Source organism: Embleya sp. NPDC020886 (genome assembly GCF_044333915.1).
Lineage (GTDB): Bacteria > Actinomycetota > Actinomycetes > Streptomycetales > Streptomycetaceae > Embleya.
Genome location: NZ_JBIRRX010000020.1, coordinates 126,555 through 142,132, shown reverse-complemented (window position 1 = coordinate 142,132; position 15,578 = coordinate 126,555). Strand labels below are relative to the sequence as shown.

Genomic DNA, 15,578 nt, shown 5'->3' with positions numbered 1-15,578 from the left:
TCTTGGTGGGCAGCGGGTGGCTCTGTGCTAAACGGTCGGCGTGGGCCGGTGGAGGTGGGCCCGGTCCCAGGGTCACCGGCGGTCAGGGCCCTGAGTTTCCCGGCGAGACGCGTGCGTTGCTCGGCGGGAAAGGCGCCGGCAACGGCGGAGCGGGTGGGGCTGCCCGGTGAGGTTCGCCGGGGAACCTTTCCGGGTGGGCCGGGCGTGTGTGGCCTGCGGTCGCGTTTTGGTCGGCAGCGGGTGGCTCAGTGCTAAACGGTCGGCGTGGACCGGCGGAGGTGGGCCCGGTCCCACCGTCACCGGCGGTCAGGAGCCCTGAGATCCCCGGCGAGACGCGGGCGTTGCTCGCCGGAAAGGCGCTGGCAACGGCGGAGCGGGAGGGGAGCCCGGTGAGGTACGCCGGGGAGCCTTTTCGAGTCGGTCGGGCCGTTTCGGCGTGCGGTGGGTGGGTGGTGGCGGAGGGGGGAGGAGAAGAGGGGGCTGTGAGTGGGTGGTTTCGGTCGCCGGGGTGCGCAACCCGGCCCTCGGCACCTGCTCTTGCCGCTCCGGCAGGAAAAACCGCAGGTCAGCGGCAACCTCGGGTGCCGGAAGCCGTCTCGGGATCCGGCTCGTGACCTTCCGGGCTCACGGACGGCTCTCCGCCCAGCCGCGCCGACCCGAAACGCCCACCGAGGGCCATGACCCACGCGGAATCCGCCACCGGAGTGCACAACCCGGCCCCCGGCACCCACTCCCACCGACAGCTCCCACAAAACCGCAGGTCAGCGCGAAACAGCGGCCCCGAAGGCGTCCCGCCATCCGGATCGAGACCCGCCAAACCCACCGACATCCCCTCCACCCGCGCACCCACCCCGAAACCCCCGCCGAAACACCCCGACCCACTCGGAAAGGCTCCCCGGCGGACCTCACCGGGCTCCCCTCCCGCTCCGCCGTTGCCAGCGCCTTTCCCGCCAAGCAACGCCCGCGTCTCGCCGGGGAGCCCAGGGCTCCCGGCCGCCGGTGACCCCGGGACCGGGCCCGCCTCCGCCGGTCCACGCCGACCGTTTAGCACAAGGCCATCCGCTGCCGACCAAGTCGCGACCGCCGGCCGTGAACGCCCGGCCCACTCGAAAAGGCTCCCCGGCGGACCTGACGAAAGCACCCTCCGGCTCCGCCGTTGCCAGCGCCTTTCCGGCGAGCAACGCCCGGGTCTCGCCGGGGAGTCCAGGGCTCCCGGCCGCCGGTGACCACGGGACCGGGCCCGCCTCCGCCGGTCCACGCCGACCGTTTAGCACTGAGCCACCCGCTGCCGACCAAGACGCGACCGCAGGTCACACACGCCCGACCAACCCGGGAAGGCTCCCCGGCGGACCTGACGAAAGCACCCTCCGGCTCCGCCGTTGCCAGCGCCTTTCCCGGTGAGCAACGCCCGCGTCTCGCCGGGGAGTCCAGGGCTCCCGGCCGCCGGTGACGGTGGGACCGGGCCCGCCTCCGCCGGTCCACGCCGACCGTTTAGCACTGAGCCACCCGCTGCCGACCAAGACGCGACCGCCGGCCGCGAACACCCGGCCCACTCGACAAGGCCCCCGGCGGACCCGACGAAAGCGCCCACCCGCTCCGCCGTTGCCGGCGCCTTTCCCGCCGAGCAACGCCCGCGTCTCGCCGGGGAGTCCAGGGCTCCCGGCCACCGGCGACCACGGGACCGGGCCCGCCTCCACCGGACCACGCCGACCGTTTAGCACAAAGCCACCCGCCGCCGACCAAGACGCAACCGTCGGCTGCGAACCGGAAGACCGCCACGGCCGAACCCGCCCGCCGCTGCGCGCGGCACTGCACCATCCTCGGCACCCGCGATCCGCTCTACCGGTAAACGGTCGACGTGGCCTTCTGCGCGGTGACGGTGGGCCGGTTGTCGGCGGCGACGTGCTTGCGTCTGGACGACCTGATCGTGCAGGAGACCCGGCCGCCCGGAGGGAGGGTGCGGCGGGTGACGGGGCGGGCCGGTGGTGACCCCGAGGATGACCTGCCGTCGGGCTTCGATGACAACCGCGACGTGCACTACGACGCGATCCGCCAACCCCGGGACCCCGAGCGGTTCGTCACTGCTCTGAAGAAGTGCTTGCGCGACGCGCTCACCTGCCTGGGCACCGCGCTGGAGAGCGCGTCGCGGTCACCAGGCCGGCAGGGCGAGACCGAAGCCCGGTCGTGGTGGGTGCGGCACCTGTTCGCCAACCGCGCCGACCTGCGCGCCGCGTGGCCAAGCCGATCAAGCCGATCAAGCCGATCAAGCCGATCAAGCCGATCAAGCCGGCCAAGCCGGCCAAGCCGGCCAACGCGACGCTGGTCGCGCGGGGCGCGAACTGGTGGGGCGAGGGCACCGCGTTCGCGAGCGACTGGAAAAGGTTCGGGAATTGCCCTGCGTGGCTTTGTTCCGGAGAGATGGAGATCCGTCGGCAGATGCTCATCGGTTTCGACAGCACCGAGATTCGAACAGAACGCAAAGTCGGGCAGCCGTAAGGCCCGGCGAACAAAGCGGATCGGGCTGTGTCGCAGCTTTGCGTGTGCGTGGCCTCGACAAGGGGGTCGAGGCCACGCGTTCCGCGTTGGTCAGTTGGCCATGCCGAAGTCGCCGCCCACCGGGGCGGCGATCTTGTCGACGCCCGTCAGGGTCGTGAGAGTGGTGACCGGGGTGCTGCTGTCGGTGGTGGTGCCGTTGCCGAGTTGGCCGGAGCCGTTGCCGCCCCAGGAGCGCAGCGTGCCGTCGCCGAGCAGGGCAGCGGTGTGCTCCCGGCCGCACACGGCCAGCCGAACGCCGGTCAGGTCCGGTACGGGCACCGGCTTGTTGCGGTTGTCCGTGGTGCCGTCACCGAGTTGGCCCGAGGTGTTCCGCCCCCAGGCGTAGAGGCTGTTGTCGCCGCCGGTGACGGCGATGCTGTGCGTGGCGCCGGCCGCGATCAGCGAGATGTCGCCGGTACCGATCGCCGTGTCGACGGGCGTGTACCGGTTCTCCGTCGTCCCGTCGCCGAGCTGCCCGGAGGCGTTGTGGCCCCAGGCGCGCATCATGCTCCCGTGGGGGCCGGCCGCGCCGACCAGGGCGAGATTGTGGTTGCCTCCGGCGGCGATGCGGACGACTCCGCTCAGGCCGCTCACCGGCGACGGTACGTTGCGGCTCGCGGAGGTGCCGTCACCCAGTTGGCCGTTGATGTTGTAACCCCAGGCCCACACGGTGCCGTCCTCGCGCAGCGCGATGCCGTGGTTGAGGCCGGCAGCGATCGCGGCCACCTTGTTCAGGCCCTCGACCCGGACCGGGACGCTGCTGTCCGTGTTGGTGCCGTTGCCGAGTTGCCCGTAGTTGTTCCTTCCCCAGGCGACCACGGTCCCGTCGGCGAGCAGGGCCAGGCTGTGCGCGCCGCCTGCGGCGATGTCGGTGGCGTTGCTCAGGTTGACGACCTGGCCGGGTGCGTTGTGACTGAACACCGAGCCGTCGCCGAGCTGGCCCGACTCGTTGGCGCCCCAGGACTGCACGGTACGGTCGGTCAGCAGGGCCAACCCGTGGCCGTTGGTGGGGCCGCTGCCGCCGGCGGCGATCTTCACCACCTCGGCGCTGGTCAGGCCGAGCACGGTGGTGGCGGTGGTACGGAAGTCGGCCCAGGTACCGTCCCCGAGCTGGCCGGCACGGTTGTTCCCCCATGCCTTCAACCTTTTCTCTGCCATCGGCATCTCCCAGACGAGTCGATGAGGCGCCCACCGCGCCCTCCTCACGCGCATCCTTCACGGCACGAGACGCCAAGTCCGACATTTGCCGTCGATCTTCAGGCGGATGGGTGAACCCGCCCGCTGTCAGGCCGCCGCCCGAATCTCGGCCGTGGGAAGCCCTCTTCCGGGCTGGGCAGCGTCGGCAGGTTCGCCGGGGGGAGCCCTCGGCCCCGCTGCCCGCAATGGTGAAGACGAACCCGGAGCAGGCACGATCCGCGTAGAGCGGCCTAGCGGCCTCGGTCGGTTCACCGGCGACGCCGTCCGGATCCGGCGGCCGACCTGTGCCGGTCTGCGGGGTCACCGTCGGCGGGCCCGTGACCGGTGCAGTCACCGATCGGGCCTGCGGCCGTCAGGCGAGCACGCCACTCTCCCGGTCGGCTCCCGGGTCCTCCAGCCGCAACATCGCGCACGGCTCGCCGAGTTGGGCGCCGGTGTCCAAGGTCTCTGCGGTTGGGTGAGTCAGCCGAATTCTCTTTCGAGGGCTCGCAGCTTCTGTTCCAGCGAGTCCAAGCGGGACATGACGATCTCTCCGATCGGTTGTATGGATATCAGTCGATACAACCTTGCGCGCTGGATCGAAGAACGTCAACATAGAGGAATGTCGAAACAAGAACTCGTGGTGCTCGGCCGGGATGCGGACGGATGTTGTCCCGCGCTGCTGACCGCCCCGCTGGACGAGGACCGGGCAACCGATCTCGCAAGGGTGTTCAAGGCGCTGGGCGACCCGGTGCGGCTGCGGCTGCTGTCGATGATCGCCTCCCGCGCCGGCGGGGAGATCTGCGTCTGCGACCTCACCCCCGCCTTCGACCTGTCCCAGCCCACGATCTCCCACCACCTCAAACTGCTCAAACAGGCCGGGCTGATCGCCTCCGAACGCCGTGGGACGTGGGTGTACTACCGCCTCCTACCCGCCATGACCGATCGCCTCGCCGCGATCCTCACCCGCCCCGACGGCGAACCGCTGCCCGAACCGGCCCGCCCGTGAGCGCCGGCACCGCGCGGCCCGTCGCCGCAAGGCTGTCGTTCCTGGACCGCTTCCTCGCCGTGTGGATCCTGACCGCGATGGCCGTCGGCCTGGGTCTGGGCCGGCTCGTCCCGGGTCTGGGCGACGCGCTCGCGAAGGTGACGGTCACCGGGGTCTCGCTGCCGATCGCGCTCGGCCTGCTCGTGATGATGTACCCGGTGCTGGCCAAGGTCCGCTGGGACCGCCTGGACACCGTCACCCGCGACCGGCGCCTGCTCGTGCCGTCCCTGGTCCTGAACTGGGTCGTCGGGCCGGCGCTGATGTTCGCGCTCGCGTGGCTGATGCTCCCGGACCTGCCCGAGTACCGCACCGGCCTGATCATCGTCGGGCTCGCCCGCTGCATCGCCATGGTGATCATCTGGAACGACCTCGCCTGCGGCGACCGTGAGGCCGCCGCGGTCCTGGTCGCCGTGAACTCCCTCTTCCAGGTGATCGCGTTCGCCGCGCTCGGCTGGTTCTACCTCGACGTCCTGCCCGGATGGCTGGGCCTGGAGCGCACCGCGCTGGACGTGTCGGTGTGGGAGATCGCCCGCTCCGTCCTGATCTTCCTCGGCATCCCGCTCCTGGCCGGGTTCCTCACCCGCCGCCTCGGCGAGAAGGCCCGGGGCCGCACCTGGTACGAGACGAGGCTCATCCCCCGGATCGGCCCGTTCGCCCTGTACGGGCTGCTGTTCACCATCGTGGTGCTCTTCGCCCTCCAGGGCGACGCCGTCACCTCCAAGCCGCTCGACGTCGCCCGCATCGCGCTGCCCCTGCTCGCGTACTTCGCGCTGATGTGGGGCGGGTCCATGGCCGTCGGCCGCGCGATCGCACTCGATTACCCGAGGGCGACGACGTTGGCGTTCACCGCCGCGGGCAACAACTTCGAACTGGCCATCGCGGTCGCCATCGCCACCTTCGGTGCCTCCTCCGGACAGGCCCTGGCCGGGGTGGTCGGGCCGCTGATCGAGGTCCCCGTCCTCATCGGCCTCGTCTACGTCGCCCTGGCCGCCCGCCGCTTCTTCCCCCAGCCCACCCCGATGCCCACCCCGGCCGTCGCCCCGGAAGGCCCCGCCCGTGTCTGAAGCCCCGCAGCGCTCCGTGTTGTTCGTGTGCGTCCACAACGCCGGCCGCTCGCAGATGGCCGCCGCCTGGCTCACCCACCTCGCCCGAGACCGGATCGAGGTCCGCTCCGCCGGATCCGCACCCGCCGACACGGTGAACCCGGCCGCCGTGCAGGCGATGGCTGAGGTCGGCATCGACATGTCCGCCCAAACGCCCAAGGTGCTGACCATGGAAGCGGTACGGGCGTCGGACGTGGTGATCACCATGGGCTGTGGCGACACCTGCCCCGTCTTCCCCGGCAAGCGCTACCTCGACTGGAAACTCGACGACCCGGCCGGGCAGGGCGTCGACGCCGTGCGGCCCATCCGCGACGAGATCGAGCGACGCGTCCGCGGCCTGCTCGCCGAGCTCGGCATCGAGGCGGCATGACGGGCCCGCGCATCACCGGGATGCGGCCCGAGCACGCCGAACAGGTGCTGGAGATCTACCGGTTCGGCATCGACGAGGGCGACGCCACCTTCGAGACCACCGCCCCCGACTGGCAGGCGTTCGACGCGACCAGGCTGCACGAACACCGTTTCGTCGCGCTCGACAAGGACGATCGTGTCCTGGGTTGGGTCGCCACGGTGCCCGTATCCGACCGCTGCGTGTACTCCGGAGTGGTCGAGCACTCCGTCTACGTCCACCCCCGAGCACGAGGCCGGGGCGTGGGACTGGCCCTGCTACGCGTCCTGCTGGTCTCCACCGAGGAAGCCGGGATCTGGACGGTGCAATCCGGCATCTTCCCCGAGAACACCGCGAGCCTCGCCCTGCACGAGCGAGTCGGGTTCCGCGTCGTCGGCACCCGCGAACGCATCGGAGTCCACCACGGCCGGTGGCGCGACGTCGTCCTCGTCGAACGCCGCAGCCCCACCGTCGACCAAGGCGTTTCCTAGGCGGTCGGCATGTTCGTGCGTAACCGTCCCACCCGACCGTGCGTTCACCGAACGTCGGCGGTCCGTCGAAGGCCCACGTGCCGAACCGAAACGACAGACCGTCGGCGTCCGGTGTCCGCGGCGCGGCGAACCGAGAACCGGCGTACCGCAAGTACCACGCACGAGGAGCCCAGCCGCACCACCGGCCGGTTCGGGGTCGGGCGCGATCGGCGGTTTTCGGGGGAACGGTGGTGATCGTCGGTGGCGTTCCAGCCGGTCAGGTGCGGTCGTGGAGGGTGATCTGGTAGCCGTCGGGGTCGGCGAAGGTGAAGGTCCGGCCGAAGGGGCCGTCGATCGGTGCGGAGACGATGGTGTGGCCGTCGGCGGCGAGGGCGTCGTGGATGGCCTGGACATCGGTGGCGTGGAGCCAGATCGAGGCACCGATGCCGGGCTGGGCGACGGATGCGAGGTCGGTGCCCGGGACGATGTCGCGGAGTGCGAACGCGATCGGCTTCGTCTCGAACACGACGGCGTGCGGAGGTCCGGCCGGCGAGCGGACGAGGCCGAGGTATCGCTCGTAGAACGCCTGCGAAGCGTCGAGGTCGCGCGCCTGGAGCGAGATGAAGTCGGGGCCGGTGGCGGGCATGGTGATGCTCCTTCCTTCGTGTCAGATTCCTGACACGCATCAAGGTATGTCAGACTTCTGACATGAGTCAAAGCGGTGCCGGCGTCGACCTGGACAAATCACTGGGCTACCTGCTGAAGGAGGCTTCGAGCGCCCTGCGCGCGGCCATGGAGGAGGTGTTGCGCCCACTCGGGATGACCGTGACGCACTACTCCTGCCTCGAACTGCTGTCCCAACGGCCGGGCCTGTCGAACTCCGAGCTCGCGCGGGGCGCGTTCGTGACACGGCAGTCGATGAACGTGCTGCTCCAGGCCCTGGAACGGGAGGGTCAGGTGATCAGGCCCGCGGAGGCGCCCGTCGGGAAGGTTCTTCCCGCGCGGCTCACGCCTCGCGGCCGGCGGAGCCTGGAGAAGGCGACCGTGGCGGTCCGGTCCGTCGAGGTCAGAATGCTGTCCGGCATGACCGAGGCCGAGCAGGCGGGCGCGTTCCGAATCCTGCGGGGCATGGTTCATTCCCTGCGTGATGGCAACGACGGCGCGTAGCTCGTTTCGGCGGATGTCTCGCCGCTACATCCTCGAATGCGATGAGCCGTTATGAAGCAAGGCAAGGCCCCCGGGCCGTCGACCCGGGGTCTGTCCGTGCACTGCGTTCCCCGGTCCGAAGACCTGGCCACGGCCATGGGCCCGGCCCCCCGGGGGGTCCTACCGCCGGCCGCCGAAGCACCAGCTGTGGGCTTCGGTGCTTTCGTACAGGCCGGCGCGGGCGTATGGGCTGTTCGCCAGCACGGCCTCCGCGGCGGCGTGGTCCGGTAGTTCGGCCAGGATTGCCGTGCCCAGCCACGACGTGCCGTCGTCGGCGAGCAGTGGGCCGCAGACGATGAGGCTTTCGCGGTAGGGGCCGTCGACGAGGTAGGCGTGTTGGTCCTGGTGGAGGCGGTCGCGGTCCCGGGTCGTCCCGGGTTTGGCGTGGCCGAGGATCAGGAAGCGTGGGCCTTCGGGTTCGCTGCCCTTGAAGTCCCACATCTTTCGGCCGAGGGTGTTGCGCCAACGCCGGATCAGGATGTCTTCGTAGACGCCCGCCCGGTGGTTCGGCTCGTCGAAGGCGAATACTCGGGCGGCGTCGGCATCCGGCAGGTCGACGATGTGGATGCTGCCGGTCACGGTCAGCCCGTCGGCGGCGAAGGTCGGCCCCCGGGCGATCATGCCTTCGGCATAGCCGTCCATGAACGACCAGTGTGCTTCGAGCAGTTCGTCACGCAGCGGCCTGGTTCCCGCCCGGTCCCGGCAGTAGAACAAATACTCCATGCGGATGTCCCCCTATTCGGCGGCCATCCTAAAGCGCACCCCACAAGTCCCGCCGAAGTCCGTCGACCCGCCCCGTCCGCCGCCCGACGTGCGGGCCGGTTGGATCCGTTGCCCGACCCGGCCGCAACGCGGCCCGCCGCCCCGGGCCGGGAGGCCGGGGGCGGCGGGCGGGTGGCCTGATGTCGTCGGTGCGGGGCCGGGATGGCGCCATGGTGGCGCCGTCGCAGGGTGGGAATCAGCCGGCGGCGCGGTGCAGGACGATGTCGTCGAGGCGGGTGCGGGCGTAGACGTTGATCTTGTTGTCGAACTCGTCGGGCTTGTCCTGCGTCGACAGGGAGTTGCGGACCGCGCCCTTCGTGCTCTTGGCGTCCACCCAGGCGGCGGTGCCCTGGCTGATGCCGATCTCGATGCCGCCGGAGGCGTTCAGGAGCTTGGCGTGGCCGCGGGTGATCCGGCCGATCCGGATGGGGCAGTTGGCCGCCTGGGCGTTGACGCTGCCCTCGGCGCGATCGATGTCGAAGCTGCCGCTGCTGCTGCCGAGTTCGACGTCGGACAGGGCGGTGCCGATCCAGACGTTTCCGCTCGCCCCCTGGTACTTGACGGCGCCCGCGACCTCGCCGAGCCGCAGCCCGGCCGAGGCGCTTTCGATGTCGACGGTCCCGGCGATGTGCTTGATCGCGACGTCACCGGTCACGAGGTTGGCTCGCAGTGCGGCGATGTGGTCGAGTTGGATCTGCCCCGAGGAGATGTGCAACTCGCAGTCACCGAGCAGGCCGTCGGCGTGCACGTCCGTCCAGGCCGTCTTCAGGACCAGCCTGGATCCGGTCGGCAATTCGATCGAGATGGCGACCGAACCGTTCTTGCCGCCCTGCACGTTCGTCTGGATCGACAACTCGCCGCCGGCGAAGTCGACCTTGGTGTTGTCGGCCACCTTGACGTCCGACTTGTCCGTGCGGTTGATGGGCTCGACCAACACCACCGTGTCCGGTCGGTCGCTTGCGACGACTCGCACTCGGGCGCCTGCGGTGATCAGGGTGGCGGTGATCGGTCCCGACGTGGCGAAGTTGGGCATGACGAATCTCCCCTTGTGGAAAGCGTTTCGGTGGGTGGATGCGGTGGTGCGGGTGATCGGCTACGGGCGGCGGCTCAGCCGACCCAGCCGGTGAAGTGTCCGTTCCTGCGCCCATGTTGGGCGGGCCGGTCGTCGGCGAGTGCCGCGCCGACCACCCGGACCAGCCAGGCGTTGGTCGACAAGCCCTCGCGGCCGGCCGCCGCCTCGATGCGTTGCTTGAGCTGCTCCGGCGGCCGGAAGTTGATCCTCGATACCGCGCCGTCCTTGCCGTAGGGCGCGGGCACCGGGGCCTGCTGCCGAAGGATCGGCTCTTGCGGCATCTCCTCGTCGGCGACATCGGGGCGGGTGACCACGAAGACCGGGTCACGGCCGCGCAGCCTGATCTCGACCGAACCCGGCGCCATCTCCCTGGTGATCTCGTCCATGGCCGCGGTCAGCACATCGAACATGGTCAATCGCGTGGCGGACGCGACCGAGGGAGCGAGGCGCCGAGCCAGCGCCGCGACCTCGCCCGGTTCGGCCGCCGCAAGCAGCTCCTGGCTGAAGCTTTCGACATACGGCGTGAGGTCCATGTCGCAACTATGGCGCCGTTATGGCGCCATGTCAAGCCAGTGGCTCAAGATTGGCGCCATTCCTGTGTCATGGCCACAACGGAAACGGCCGCCCCCAGGGGGACGGCCGTTTCCGGTACGACGGTGTCGTCAGGGCAGGATCTCGACGTACCCGTCGATTCCGTGTACACGGATCCGCTGCCCGTCGCGGATCAGTCGGGTGGCCCGGGCCACGCCGACGACGGCCGGCAGCCCGTACTCGCGGGCGATCACCGCGCCATGGGTCATCAGGCCGCCCACCTCGGTCACCAGGCCCGCGATGGCGACGAACAGTGGTGACCAACTCGGGTCGGTGAAGGTGGTGACCAGGATGTCGCCCGCTTCGAGGTCGGCCTCCGCCATGTCCAGGACGACGCGGGCCCGTCCCTCGACGACCCCGGCGGACACCGGGAGGCCGACCAGCGCGCCGGCCGGCGCGTCGTCGCGTCGGTAGGACCCGGCGACCGCCTCACCCTCCGAGGTGAGCACCCGGGGTGGGGTGAGCGCGTGGTACGACCGGAACGCGTCCTTGCGCCGCCGGATGAGCCCGCCGTCCACCCGATGTGTGCGTACGGCGTCGTGGAGTTCGTGGAACGTGAGGTAGAACGCGTCCTCCCGCTCGGGCAGTACACCGGCCCGCACGAGGCGGTCGGCCTCGGCCAACAGGGCCCGCTTGTAGACGAAGGAGCGGCTGACGATGTTGTACTTCGGGTACTCCCGGTACCCGATGAAGGTGCGGACCCGGTCGATCATGCGCTTGGTCTCGTCGGCCTTGTGCGCACCGTCCGGCAGGGCCCGCAGGCGGGACAGCACGTCCCGCTCCTTCTGCTGCGCCGCCTGCCGCCCCTGCTCGAAGCGCCGGGCGGCGGCGCCCGGTTCGAACAGCCGGACGTTGTCGAGGAGCGCGGGCACGAGCGTGTCGGGGCGCTCGCGCCAACGCGGCCTGGTGATGTCGATCTCGCCGACACAGCGCATGCCGTACCGGTCGAGGTAGGACTCGATGGCGTCGCGCGCCTCGGCCCCGCCCGGGAGCTTCGCCAACTCCTCCAGGAAGCCCTCGTCCTCGACGCCCCTCAGGAACGCCACCACGTCCGGATACGGGCGGATCACGTCCGCGACGTCGAGCAGCGCCAGGCCCATCTCCGACGTGACGTTGTCCGGAGCGGACAGCGTCAGCGTGTCGGCGGCGTTCTTCTCGCCCAGCCACTCCCGCAGCTTGTCGTTGAGCCACCAGGTGGCGTCCATCCCCGCCATGATCGCCCGCATGTTCAGCGGATCACCCAGGACCCGCCGGTGCTCCTCGAAGTCCTCCAGCAGGAAATCGAACAGCGCCGGCCCGGACTTCGTCCGGATGTCGCGCTCCAAGGCCGCCACGGACGCCCGGCTGCGCTCGATCAGCCCGGTGACGACGGCCGGATCGGTCTCGATCGGGGCGGACGCGGCGCGTTCCCGGAGCCCGGTCGGACCCGCGTCCGGGAGCGGGGCGACGAAATCCTCGCGGTCGAGGACGGTCTCCAGCGCGTCCCTGGTCAGCGGATCGGATTTCCCCGAAAGCTCCAGGAGGCCGGCCCGGCTCTCGGGCGAGGCCAGGTGCCGGGTGACGTCGACGAACAGCCTCCCGCCGGCCTCGTGCATCGGCACCATGGCCATGAGCTGCCACAGGGAGAGCCCCAGGGGCTTCATCGGGTCGGTCATCATCTGCTGATGACCGACGGAGGCGTAGACGCGATTCTCCCGGTCGTCGGTCGCGGGGACGGGAATGGGGAACAACGTCGTGATCGGCCGGCTCTGTACGATCCGGAAGTCGTCGTCCACCAGGCACCATTCGATGTCCTGCGGGCTGCCGAAGTGTGCCTCGATCCGCCGCCCGAGCTGCGCGAGCCGGACGACCTGCGCATCCGTCAGCGCCGGCTGCTCCTGCTGCGGCGCGTCGATCGCCACTTCCCGCGTACCGCCGGCCGGCAGCGCGTGCAGGGCGCGTTGTTTGGCGGCGACCGTCCTGGCGACGATTTCGCCGTCCCGCACCTTGAAGACGTCCGGGTTCACCAGGCCGGAGACCAGGGCCTCGCCGAGGCCGAACCCGGCGTCCACGGTGGTGACCCTGCGGTTGCCCGTGACCGGGTCGGCCGTGAACAGGATGCCGGACGCATCCGGGGAGACCATCCGCTGCACGACCACGGCCATCCGGACCGCACGGTGGTCGATGTCGTTCCGCCGCCGGTAGATCACGGCCCGCTCGGTGAACAGCGAGGCCCAGCACCGGCTTACGTGTCGCAGGATCGCCGCCGGGCCCACGATGTTGAGGTACGTGTCCTGCTGGCCGGCGAAGGAGGCCGTCGGCAGGTCCTCCGCCGTCGCGCTGGATCGTACGGCGTAGCCGGTCGGTTCGCCGAGCCGGGCGAGCGCGTCGGTGATCGCCGCCGCGAGATCGTCCGGGATGGCGATGCCTTCGATGGTCCGGCGGATCTCGGCGCTGAGCGCGCGGATCGGCTCCCGGTCGTCCGGGTCCAGGCGCGACAGTTCATCGAGCCGATCCTCGATCGCGGGTGCCTCCCCGATGATCCGCCGGAAGGCGTCCGTCGATACGCAGAAGCCGGCCGGCACCCGGATGCCGTCGACCCGCGACAACTCGCCCAGGTGAGCGGCCTTGCCGCCGACGACCGCGACCTGCGTCCCGTCAACGTCTTGAAGATCCCACACGTACTGCAAGTCGTGCTCCCATTTCCGCAGGTTGTGGCCTCGGCGGACGAGTTTGCGCCACCACCCGGGTCTTGCCGCAAGCCCCCCGGTGCGCTATACGTTGAGGAGGGCAGGGAGAGAGATCTCCTTGCCTTCGTCTTTTCCCGGCCGCAGGGCTAGATCTCGGCGGATGACGGGTCGTCGGACTTCAGGGCGGCGAGGAACGGCTCCCAGGTGTGGCTCGGGAAGCGGAAGGTGCCCTGGCCGGGGTCCTTGGAGTCGCGTATGGACATGGCGTCGTCGGAGGTGCGGGTTCCCTCGACACAATCGTTGGCCGGGGTGCTGTAGCTGGACTTGAACCATTCGCCGGTGGTCATGGATCAAATCTCCTTGATTACCTTGTGGATCATGTCCCGGGCTTCTCGGGAACTCGGGGCCAGTACTTGGAGATCGCTGAACGCACGCTCGTAGCCGTCGATGACGGTTTCGTGGGCCACGACCCAGTTTGCAGCCATGTTCTCCAAGTACACGATCGGCCTCGAAGGAGAAGCTCTGGCGAAGCGGAAGATGGTGAACGGGCCGTTCATGCCCGCATGAAACCCCAGGCTGAACGGAACGACTTGTACCTGAACGTTCTCAAGGGTCGAGATGTTCGCAAGGTGTTGGAGTTGTTCACGTGTCACGGCCGAATCCCCCGCATGCCGGCGCAGTACGGCCTCGTTGAGGATGGCGAATAGTTCCAGGGGCGACTCTTCGCGGTGCAGTACCGCTTGTCGCGCCATACGCGTGGTCACTTGTAGCTCGATCTCTTCACCGCTGAACTTCCTCGGCGCCGACCTGTGAGTTTCGCGGGCGTAGGCCGCCGTTTGCAGCAGTCCGGGCACGTACTCCGATGCGTAACAGCGCACTGCGGCTGCCGATCGTTCCAATCCGATGAAGGCGTGGAGGGTGGGTTGGACGGTAGGTTGATTTCCGGGTGATTCCCAGCGATTCTGCTTCGTCTTGGTCACGACGGCATAGTTGTGCAACAGCGACCGCGTCGCAGGATCCGCCCCGTACAGATCGCACAACATCACCGCGTCGTCCGGTTCCACGACCGCGTTGTCCCCGTATTCCACCCGGGTCAGCTTCGACGGGCTCCACCTGAGCCTTCTCGCCACCTGGCTGGACTTCAGGTCGGCTCGGTGTCGCAACCGGCGCAACTCCGCGCCCAGTTGCAGACGGCACAGGGCCGGTGTGGCCGACTCGATGTCCTCGATCATCTTTCGTTCCTCCGCACACGATTCCAGTGTTTCGGCGAACGTCCCACCCCGGCAAGAACGTTCTGCGCCACAGCGGGAATTACCGCGCGCGAAAGCAATTCGAAGCCTGTCGGCGCGGCGATTCCGTCGCCATGCTAGTTCCCCGAACTCACCCAATGACATGGAATCAACGCATTGGGTGATCATGGGATCGGGCAACGAATGCCCACCGGGTAACACTCCGAGGCCGCTCGATGGCCTAGGGTGACGGACATGGGCTCCGAAGCGCGTGTCGTAGCGTCCCCCGCCGAGGCCGAGACCAAGGGCCGGTCCGCGACCTCGGCGCCGCGCGGGCTGGCCTACCTCGCGATCGCCGGGGTCACCTGGGGGACGACCGGGGCCGCCGTGGAAGTCGTCTACCGCTCCAGTGACTTCGGGCCGATGGCCGTGTCGTTCTGGCGCTTCGTGAGCGGCATGGTGCTGTTGCTGGCGGCCGGGCTGCTGCGTCCTTCCCGCCCGGCTCCCCGCGCCACCCGACAACCGGCGCGCCACCGGGCACTCCTGTTCGTCGGCACGGGTGTCGGCCTCGCCGTCTTTCAGTCGGCCTACTTCGGCGCGGTGATGGAGACCGGCCTGGCTGTGGCCACGATCGTCGCGCTGGGCGCCGCGCCGGTGTTGACCGCCGCCGGTGGGCGGCTGTTCCTGGGCGAACGCATCGGGCGCAGCGGCCTGTTGGCGATCGCCGGTGCGTTGATCGGGCTCGGGGTGCTGGTGCTGGGCAACCGGCCGACCGACGTCCGGCCGCTGGGGGTGGGCTGGGCGCTGCTGTCCGCCGCCGGGTTCGCCGCGTCGAACCTGCTCGGCCGGTGGACGGGGCGGCACGGTGCGGGGGAGGAGCCCTCGACCCTGACGGTGTGGTCGTTCGGGATCGGTGCGGCGGTGATGTTGCCGTTCGCGCTGTACGAGGGGGTCTGGCCGGAAACCACGCAGCCGGGACGGGTGTTGGCGATGATGTTGTACGTCGCCGCCGTCACGACCGCGCTCGCCTATCCGCTGTACTTCGCCGGCACCGCCGCGGTACGGGCGGTCACCGCGTCGGTGGTGATGTTGATCGAACCGGTGAGCGCGGCGGTGCTGGCCGTCCTGGTGCTGGACGAGCGGCTCACCGCGGCGACGATCGTGGGCACCGTACTGATGCTCACCGCCGTCGGCGGCCTCGCCCTGGCCGAGTCGCGACCGGCCGCGACGCCATGACGCACGGTGGGGGTGGGGCGGCGCCCCCCCGCGCCCCCCCCCCCCCCCCCCGCCCCCCCCGCCCCCCCCGCGGGCCCCACCCGCACGGGCCCCACA

15 protein-coding genes are annotated in these 15,578 nt (G+C 70.0%); 7 read left to right on the top strand and 8 right to left on the bottom strand.

Annotated elements, in window-relative coordinates:
• Positions 1 to 2,232: 2,232 nt before the first annotated feature.
• Positions 2,233 to 2,496, top strand: a complete 264-nt coding sequence (locus ACH4U8_RS41335) for a hypothetical protein (protein WP_395783390.1) — start codon at positions 2,233 to 2,235, stop codon at positions 2,494 to 2,496.
• A gap of 90 nt (positions 2,497 to 2,586) precedes the next feature.
• Here the strand turns inward: ACH4U8_RS41335 and ACH4U8_RS41330 are convergent, their stop codons facing one another.
• Positions 2,587 to 3,693, bottom strand: coding sequence for an RCC1 domain-containing protein (locus ACH4U8_RS41330; RefSeq protein WP_395783388.1), 1,107 nt, complete (start codon positions 3,691 to 3,693; stop codon positions 2,587 to 2,589).
• Between the two features lie 640 nt (positions 3,694 to 4,333).
• Between ACH4U8_RS41330 and ACH4U8_RS41325 the strand changes: the two genes are divergently transcribed.
• Genes ACH4U8_RS41325 through ACH4U8_RS41310 form a run of 4 tightly spaced genes read left to right on the top strand, consistent with a single transcriptional unit; the run spans position 4,334 to position 6,738 of the window.
• The gene (locus ACH4U8_RS41325) at positions 4,334 to 4,720 is read left to right on the top strand and encodes an ArsR/SmtB family transcription factor (RefSeq protein WP_395783386.1); all 387 of its coding nucleotides are present in this window, start codon (positions 4,334 to 4,336) and stop codon (positions 4,718 to 4,720) included.
• Positions 4,717 to 5,823 (top strand): ACR3 family arsenite efflux transporter, encoded by a 1,107-nt coding sequence (gene arsB / locus ACH4U8_RS41320; protein WP_395783384.1) that lies wholly within the window; start codon positions 4,717 to 4,719, stop codon positions 5,821 to 5,823. The genes ACH4U8_RS41325 and arsB overlap by 4 nt, the downstream gene beginning before the upstream one ends.
• Positions 5,816 to 6,232: an arsenate reductase ArsC gene (locus tag ACH4U8_RS41315; RefSeq protein WP_360324553.1), complete on the top strand. Its 417-nt coding sequence runs from the start codon at positions 5,816 to 5,818 to the stop codon at positions 6,230 to 6,232. The genes arsB and ACH4U8_RS41315 overlap by 8 nt, the downstream gene beginning before the upstream one ends.
• Positions 6,229 to 6,738: a GNAT family N-acetyltransferase gene (locus tag ACH4U8_RS41310; RefSeq protein WP_395783382.1), complete on the top strand. Its 510-nt coding sequence runs from the start codon at positions 6,229 to 6,231 to the stop codon at positions 6,736 to 6,738. The genes ACH4U8_RS41315 and ACH4U8_RS41310 overlap by 4 nt, the downstream gene beginning before the upstream one ends.
• Positions 6,739 to 6,994: 256 nt before the next feature.
• Here ACH4U8_RS41310 and ACH4U8_RS41305 read toward each other — a convergent pair whose 3' ends face one another.
• On the bottom strand, positions 6,995 to 7,363 hold the full coding sequence (locus ACH4U8_RS41305; protein WP_395783380.1) for a VOC family protein: 369 nt from the start codon (positions 7,361 to 7,363) through the stop codon (positions 6,995 to 6,997).
• A 62-nt stretch (positions 7,364 to 7,425) separates the two neighbouring features.
• Between ACH4U8_RS41305 and ACH4U8_RS41300 the strand changes: the two genes are divergently transcribed.
• Entirely contained in the window at positions 7,426 to 7,884 is a 459-nt protein-coding gene (locus tag ACH4U8_RS41300; protein ID WP_395783378.1) for a MarR family winged helix-turn-helix transcriptional regulator, read from the top strand.
• 159 nt (positions 7,885 to 8,043) lie between these two features.
• On the opposite strand, the gene ACH4U8_RS41295 is transcribed toward ACH4U8_RS41300, so the two are convergent.
• The 6 genes from ACH4U8_RS41295 to ACH4U8_RS41270 form a co-directional block, all read right to left on the bottom strand.
• Positions 8,044 to 8,646, bottom strand: coding sequence for a YciI family protein (locus tag ACH4U8_RS41295; protein ID WP_395783376.1), 603 nt, complete (start codon positions 8,644 to 8,646; stop codon positions 8,044 to 8,046).
• A gap of 235 nt (positions 8,647 to 8,881) precedes the next feature.
• Positions 8,882 to 9,718, bottom strand: a complete 837-nt coding sequence (locus ACH4U8_RS41290) for a DUF4097 family beta strand repeat-containing protein (protein WP_395783374.1) — start codon at positions 9,716 to 9,718, stop codon at positions 8,882 to 8,884.
• 74 nt (positions 9,719 to 9,792) lie between these two features.
• A complete protein-coding gene (locus ACH4U8_RS41285; protein WP_360324564.1) occupies positions 9,793 to 10,290 on the bottom strand; it encodes a hypothetical protein in 498 nt (165 codons plus the stop codon).
• A gap of 129 nt (positions 10,291 to 10,419) precedes the next feature.
• Positions 10,420 to 13,017 (bottom strand): rifamycin-inactivating phosphotransferase, encoded by a 2,598-nt coding sequence (rph, locus tag ACH4U8_RS41280; protein ID WP_395783372.1) that lies wholly within the window; start codon positions 13,015 to 13,017, stop codon positions 10,420 to 10,422.
• A gap of 146 nt (positions 13,018 to 13,163) precedes the next feature.
• Positions 13,164 to 13,364 (bottom strand): DUF397 domain-containing protein, encoded by a 201-nt coding sequence (locus ACH4U8_RS41275; RefSeq protein WP_395783371.1) that lies wholly within the window; start codon positions 13,362 to 13,364, stop codon positions 13,164 to 13,166.
• A gap of 3 nt (positions 13,365 to 13,367) precedes the next feature.
• Complete coding sequence (locus tag ACH4U8_RS41270; RefSeq protein ID WP_395783369.1) at positions 13,368 to 14,249, bottom strand: helix-turn-helix domain-containing protein; 882 nt, start codon at positions 14,247 to 14,249, stop codon at positions 13,368 to 13,370.
• 252 nt (positions 14,250 to 14,501) lie between these two features.
• On the opposite strand from ACH4U8_RS41270, the gene ACH4U8_RS41265 reads away from it, so the two are divergent.
• The gene (locus ACH4U8_RS41265; protein WP_395783367.1) at positions 14,502 to 15,482 is read left to right on the top strand and encodes a DMT family transporter; all 981 of its coding nucleotides are present in this window, start codon (positions 14,502 to 14,504) and stop codon (positions 15,480 to 15,482) included.
• The last annotated feature ends 96 nt before the right edge of the window (positions 15,483 to 15,578 follow it).

Coding starts and splice junctions, on each gene's coding strand:
- ACH4U8_RS41330 (WP_395783388.1), bottom strand. CDS start 3,693: ATGGCAGAGAAAAGGTTGAAGGCATGGGGGAACAACCGTGCCGGCCAG.
- ACH4U8_RS41325 (WP_395783386.1), top strand. CDS start 4,334: ATGTCGAAACAAGAACTCGTGGTGCTCGGCCGGGATGCGGACGGATGT.
- ACH4U8_RS41310 (WP_395783382.1), top strand. CDS start 6,229: ATGACGGGCCCGCGCATCACCGGGATGCGGCCCGAGCACGCCGAACAG.
- ACH4U8_RS41305 (WP_395783380.1), bottom strand. CDS start 7,363: ATGCCCGCCACCGGCCCCGACTTCATCTCGCTCCAGGCGCGCGACCTC.
- ACH4U8_RS41300 (WP_395783378.1), top strand. CDS start 7,426: ATGAGTCAAAGCGGTGCCGGCGTCGACCTGGACAAATCACTGGGCTAC.
- ACH4U8_RS41295 (WP_395783376.1), bottom strand. CDS start 8,646: ATGGAGTATTTGTTCTACTGCCGGGACCGGGCGGGAACCAGGCCGCTG.
- ACH4U8_RS41290 (WP_395783374.1), bottom strand. CDS start 9,718: ATGCCCAACTTCGCCACGTCGGGACCGATCACCGCCACCCTGATCACC.
- ACH4U8_RS41285 (WP_360324564.1), bottom strand. CDS start 10,290: ATGGACCTCACGCCGTATGTCGAAAGCTTCAGCCAGGAGCTGCTTGCG.
- ACH4U8_RS41275 (WP_395783371.1), bottom strand. CDS start 13,364: ATGACCACCGGCGAATGGTTCAAGTCCAGCTACAGCACCCCGGCCAAC.
- ACH4U8_RS41270 (WP_395783369.1), bottom strand. CDS start 14,249: ATGATCGAGGACATCGAGTCGGCCACACCGGCCCTGTGCCGTCTGCAA.
- ACH4U8_RS41265 (WP_395783367.1), top strand. CDS start 14,502: ATGGGCTCCGAAGCGCGTGTCGTAGCGTCCCCCGCCGAGGCCGAGACC.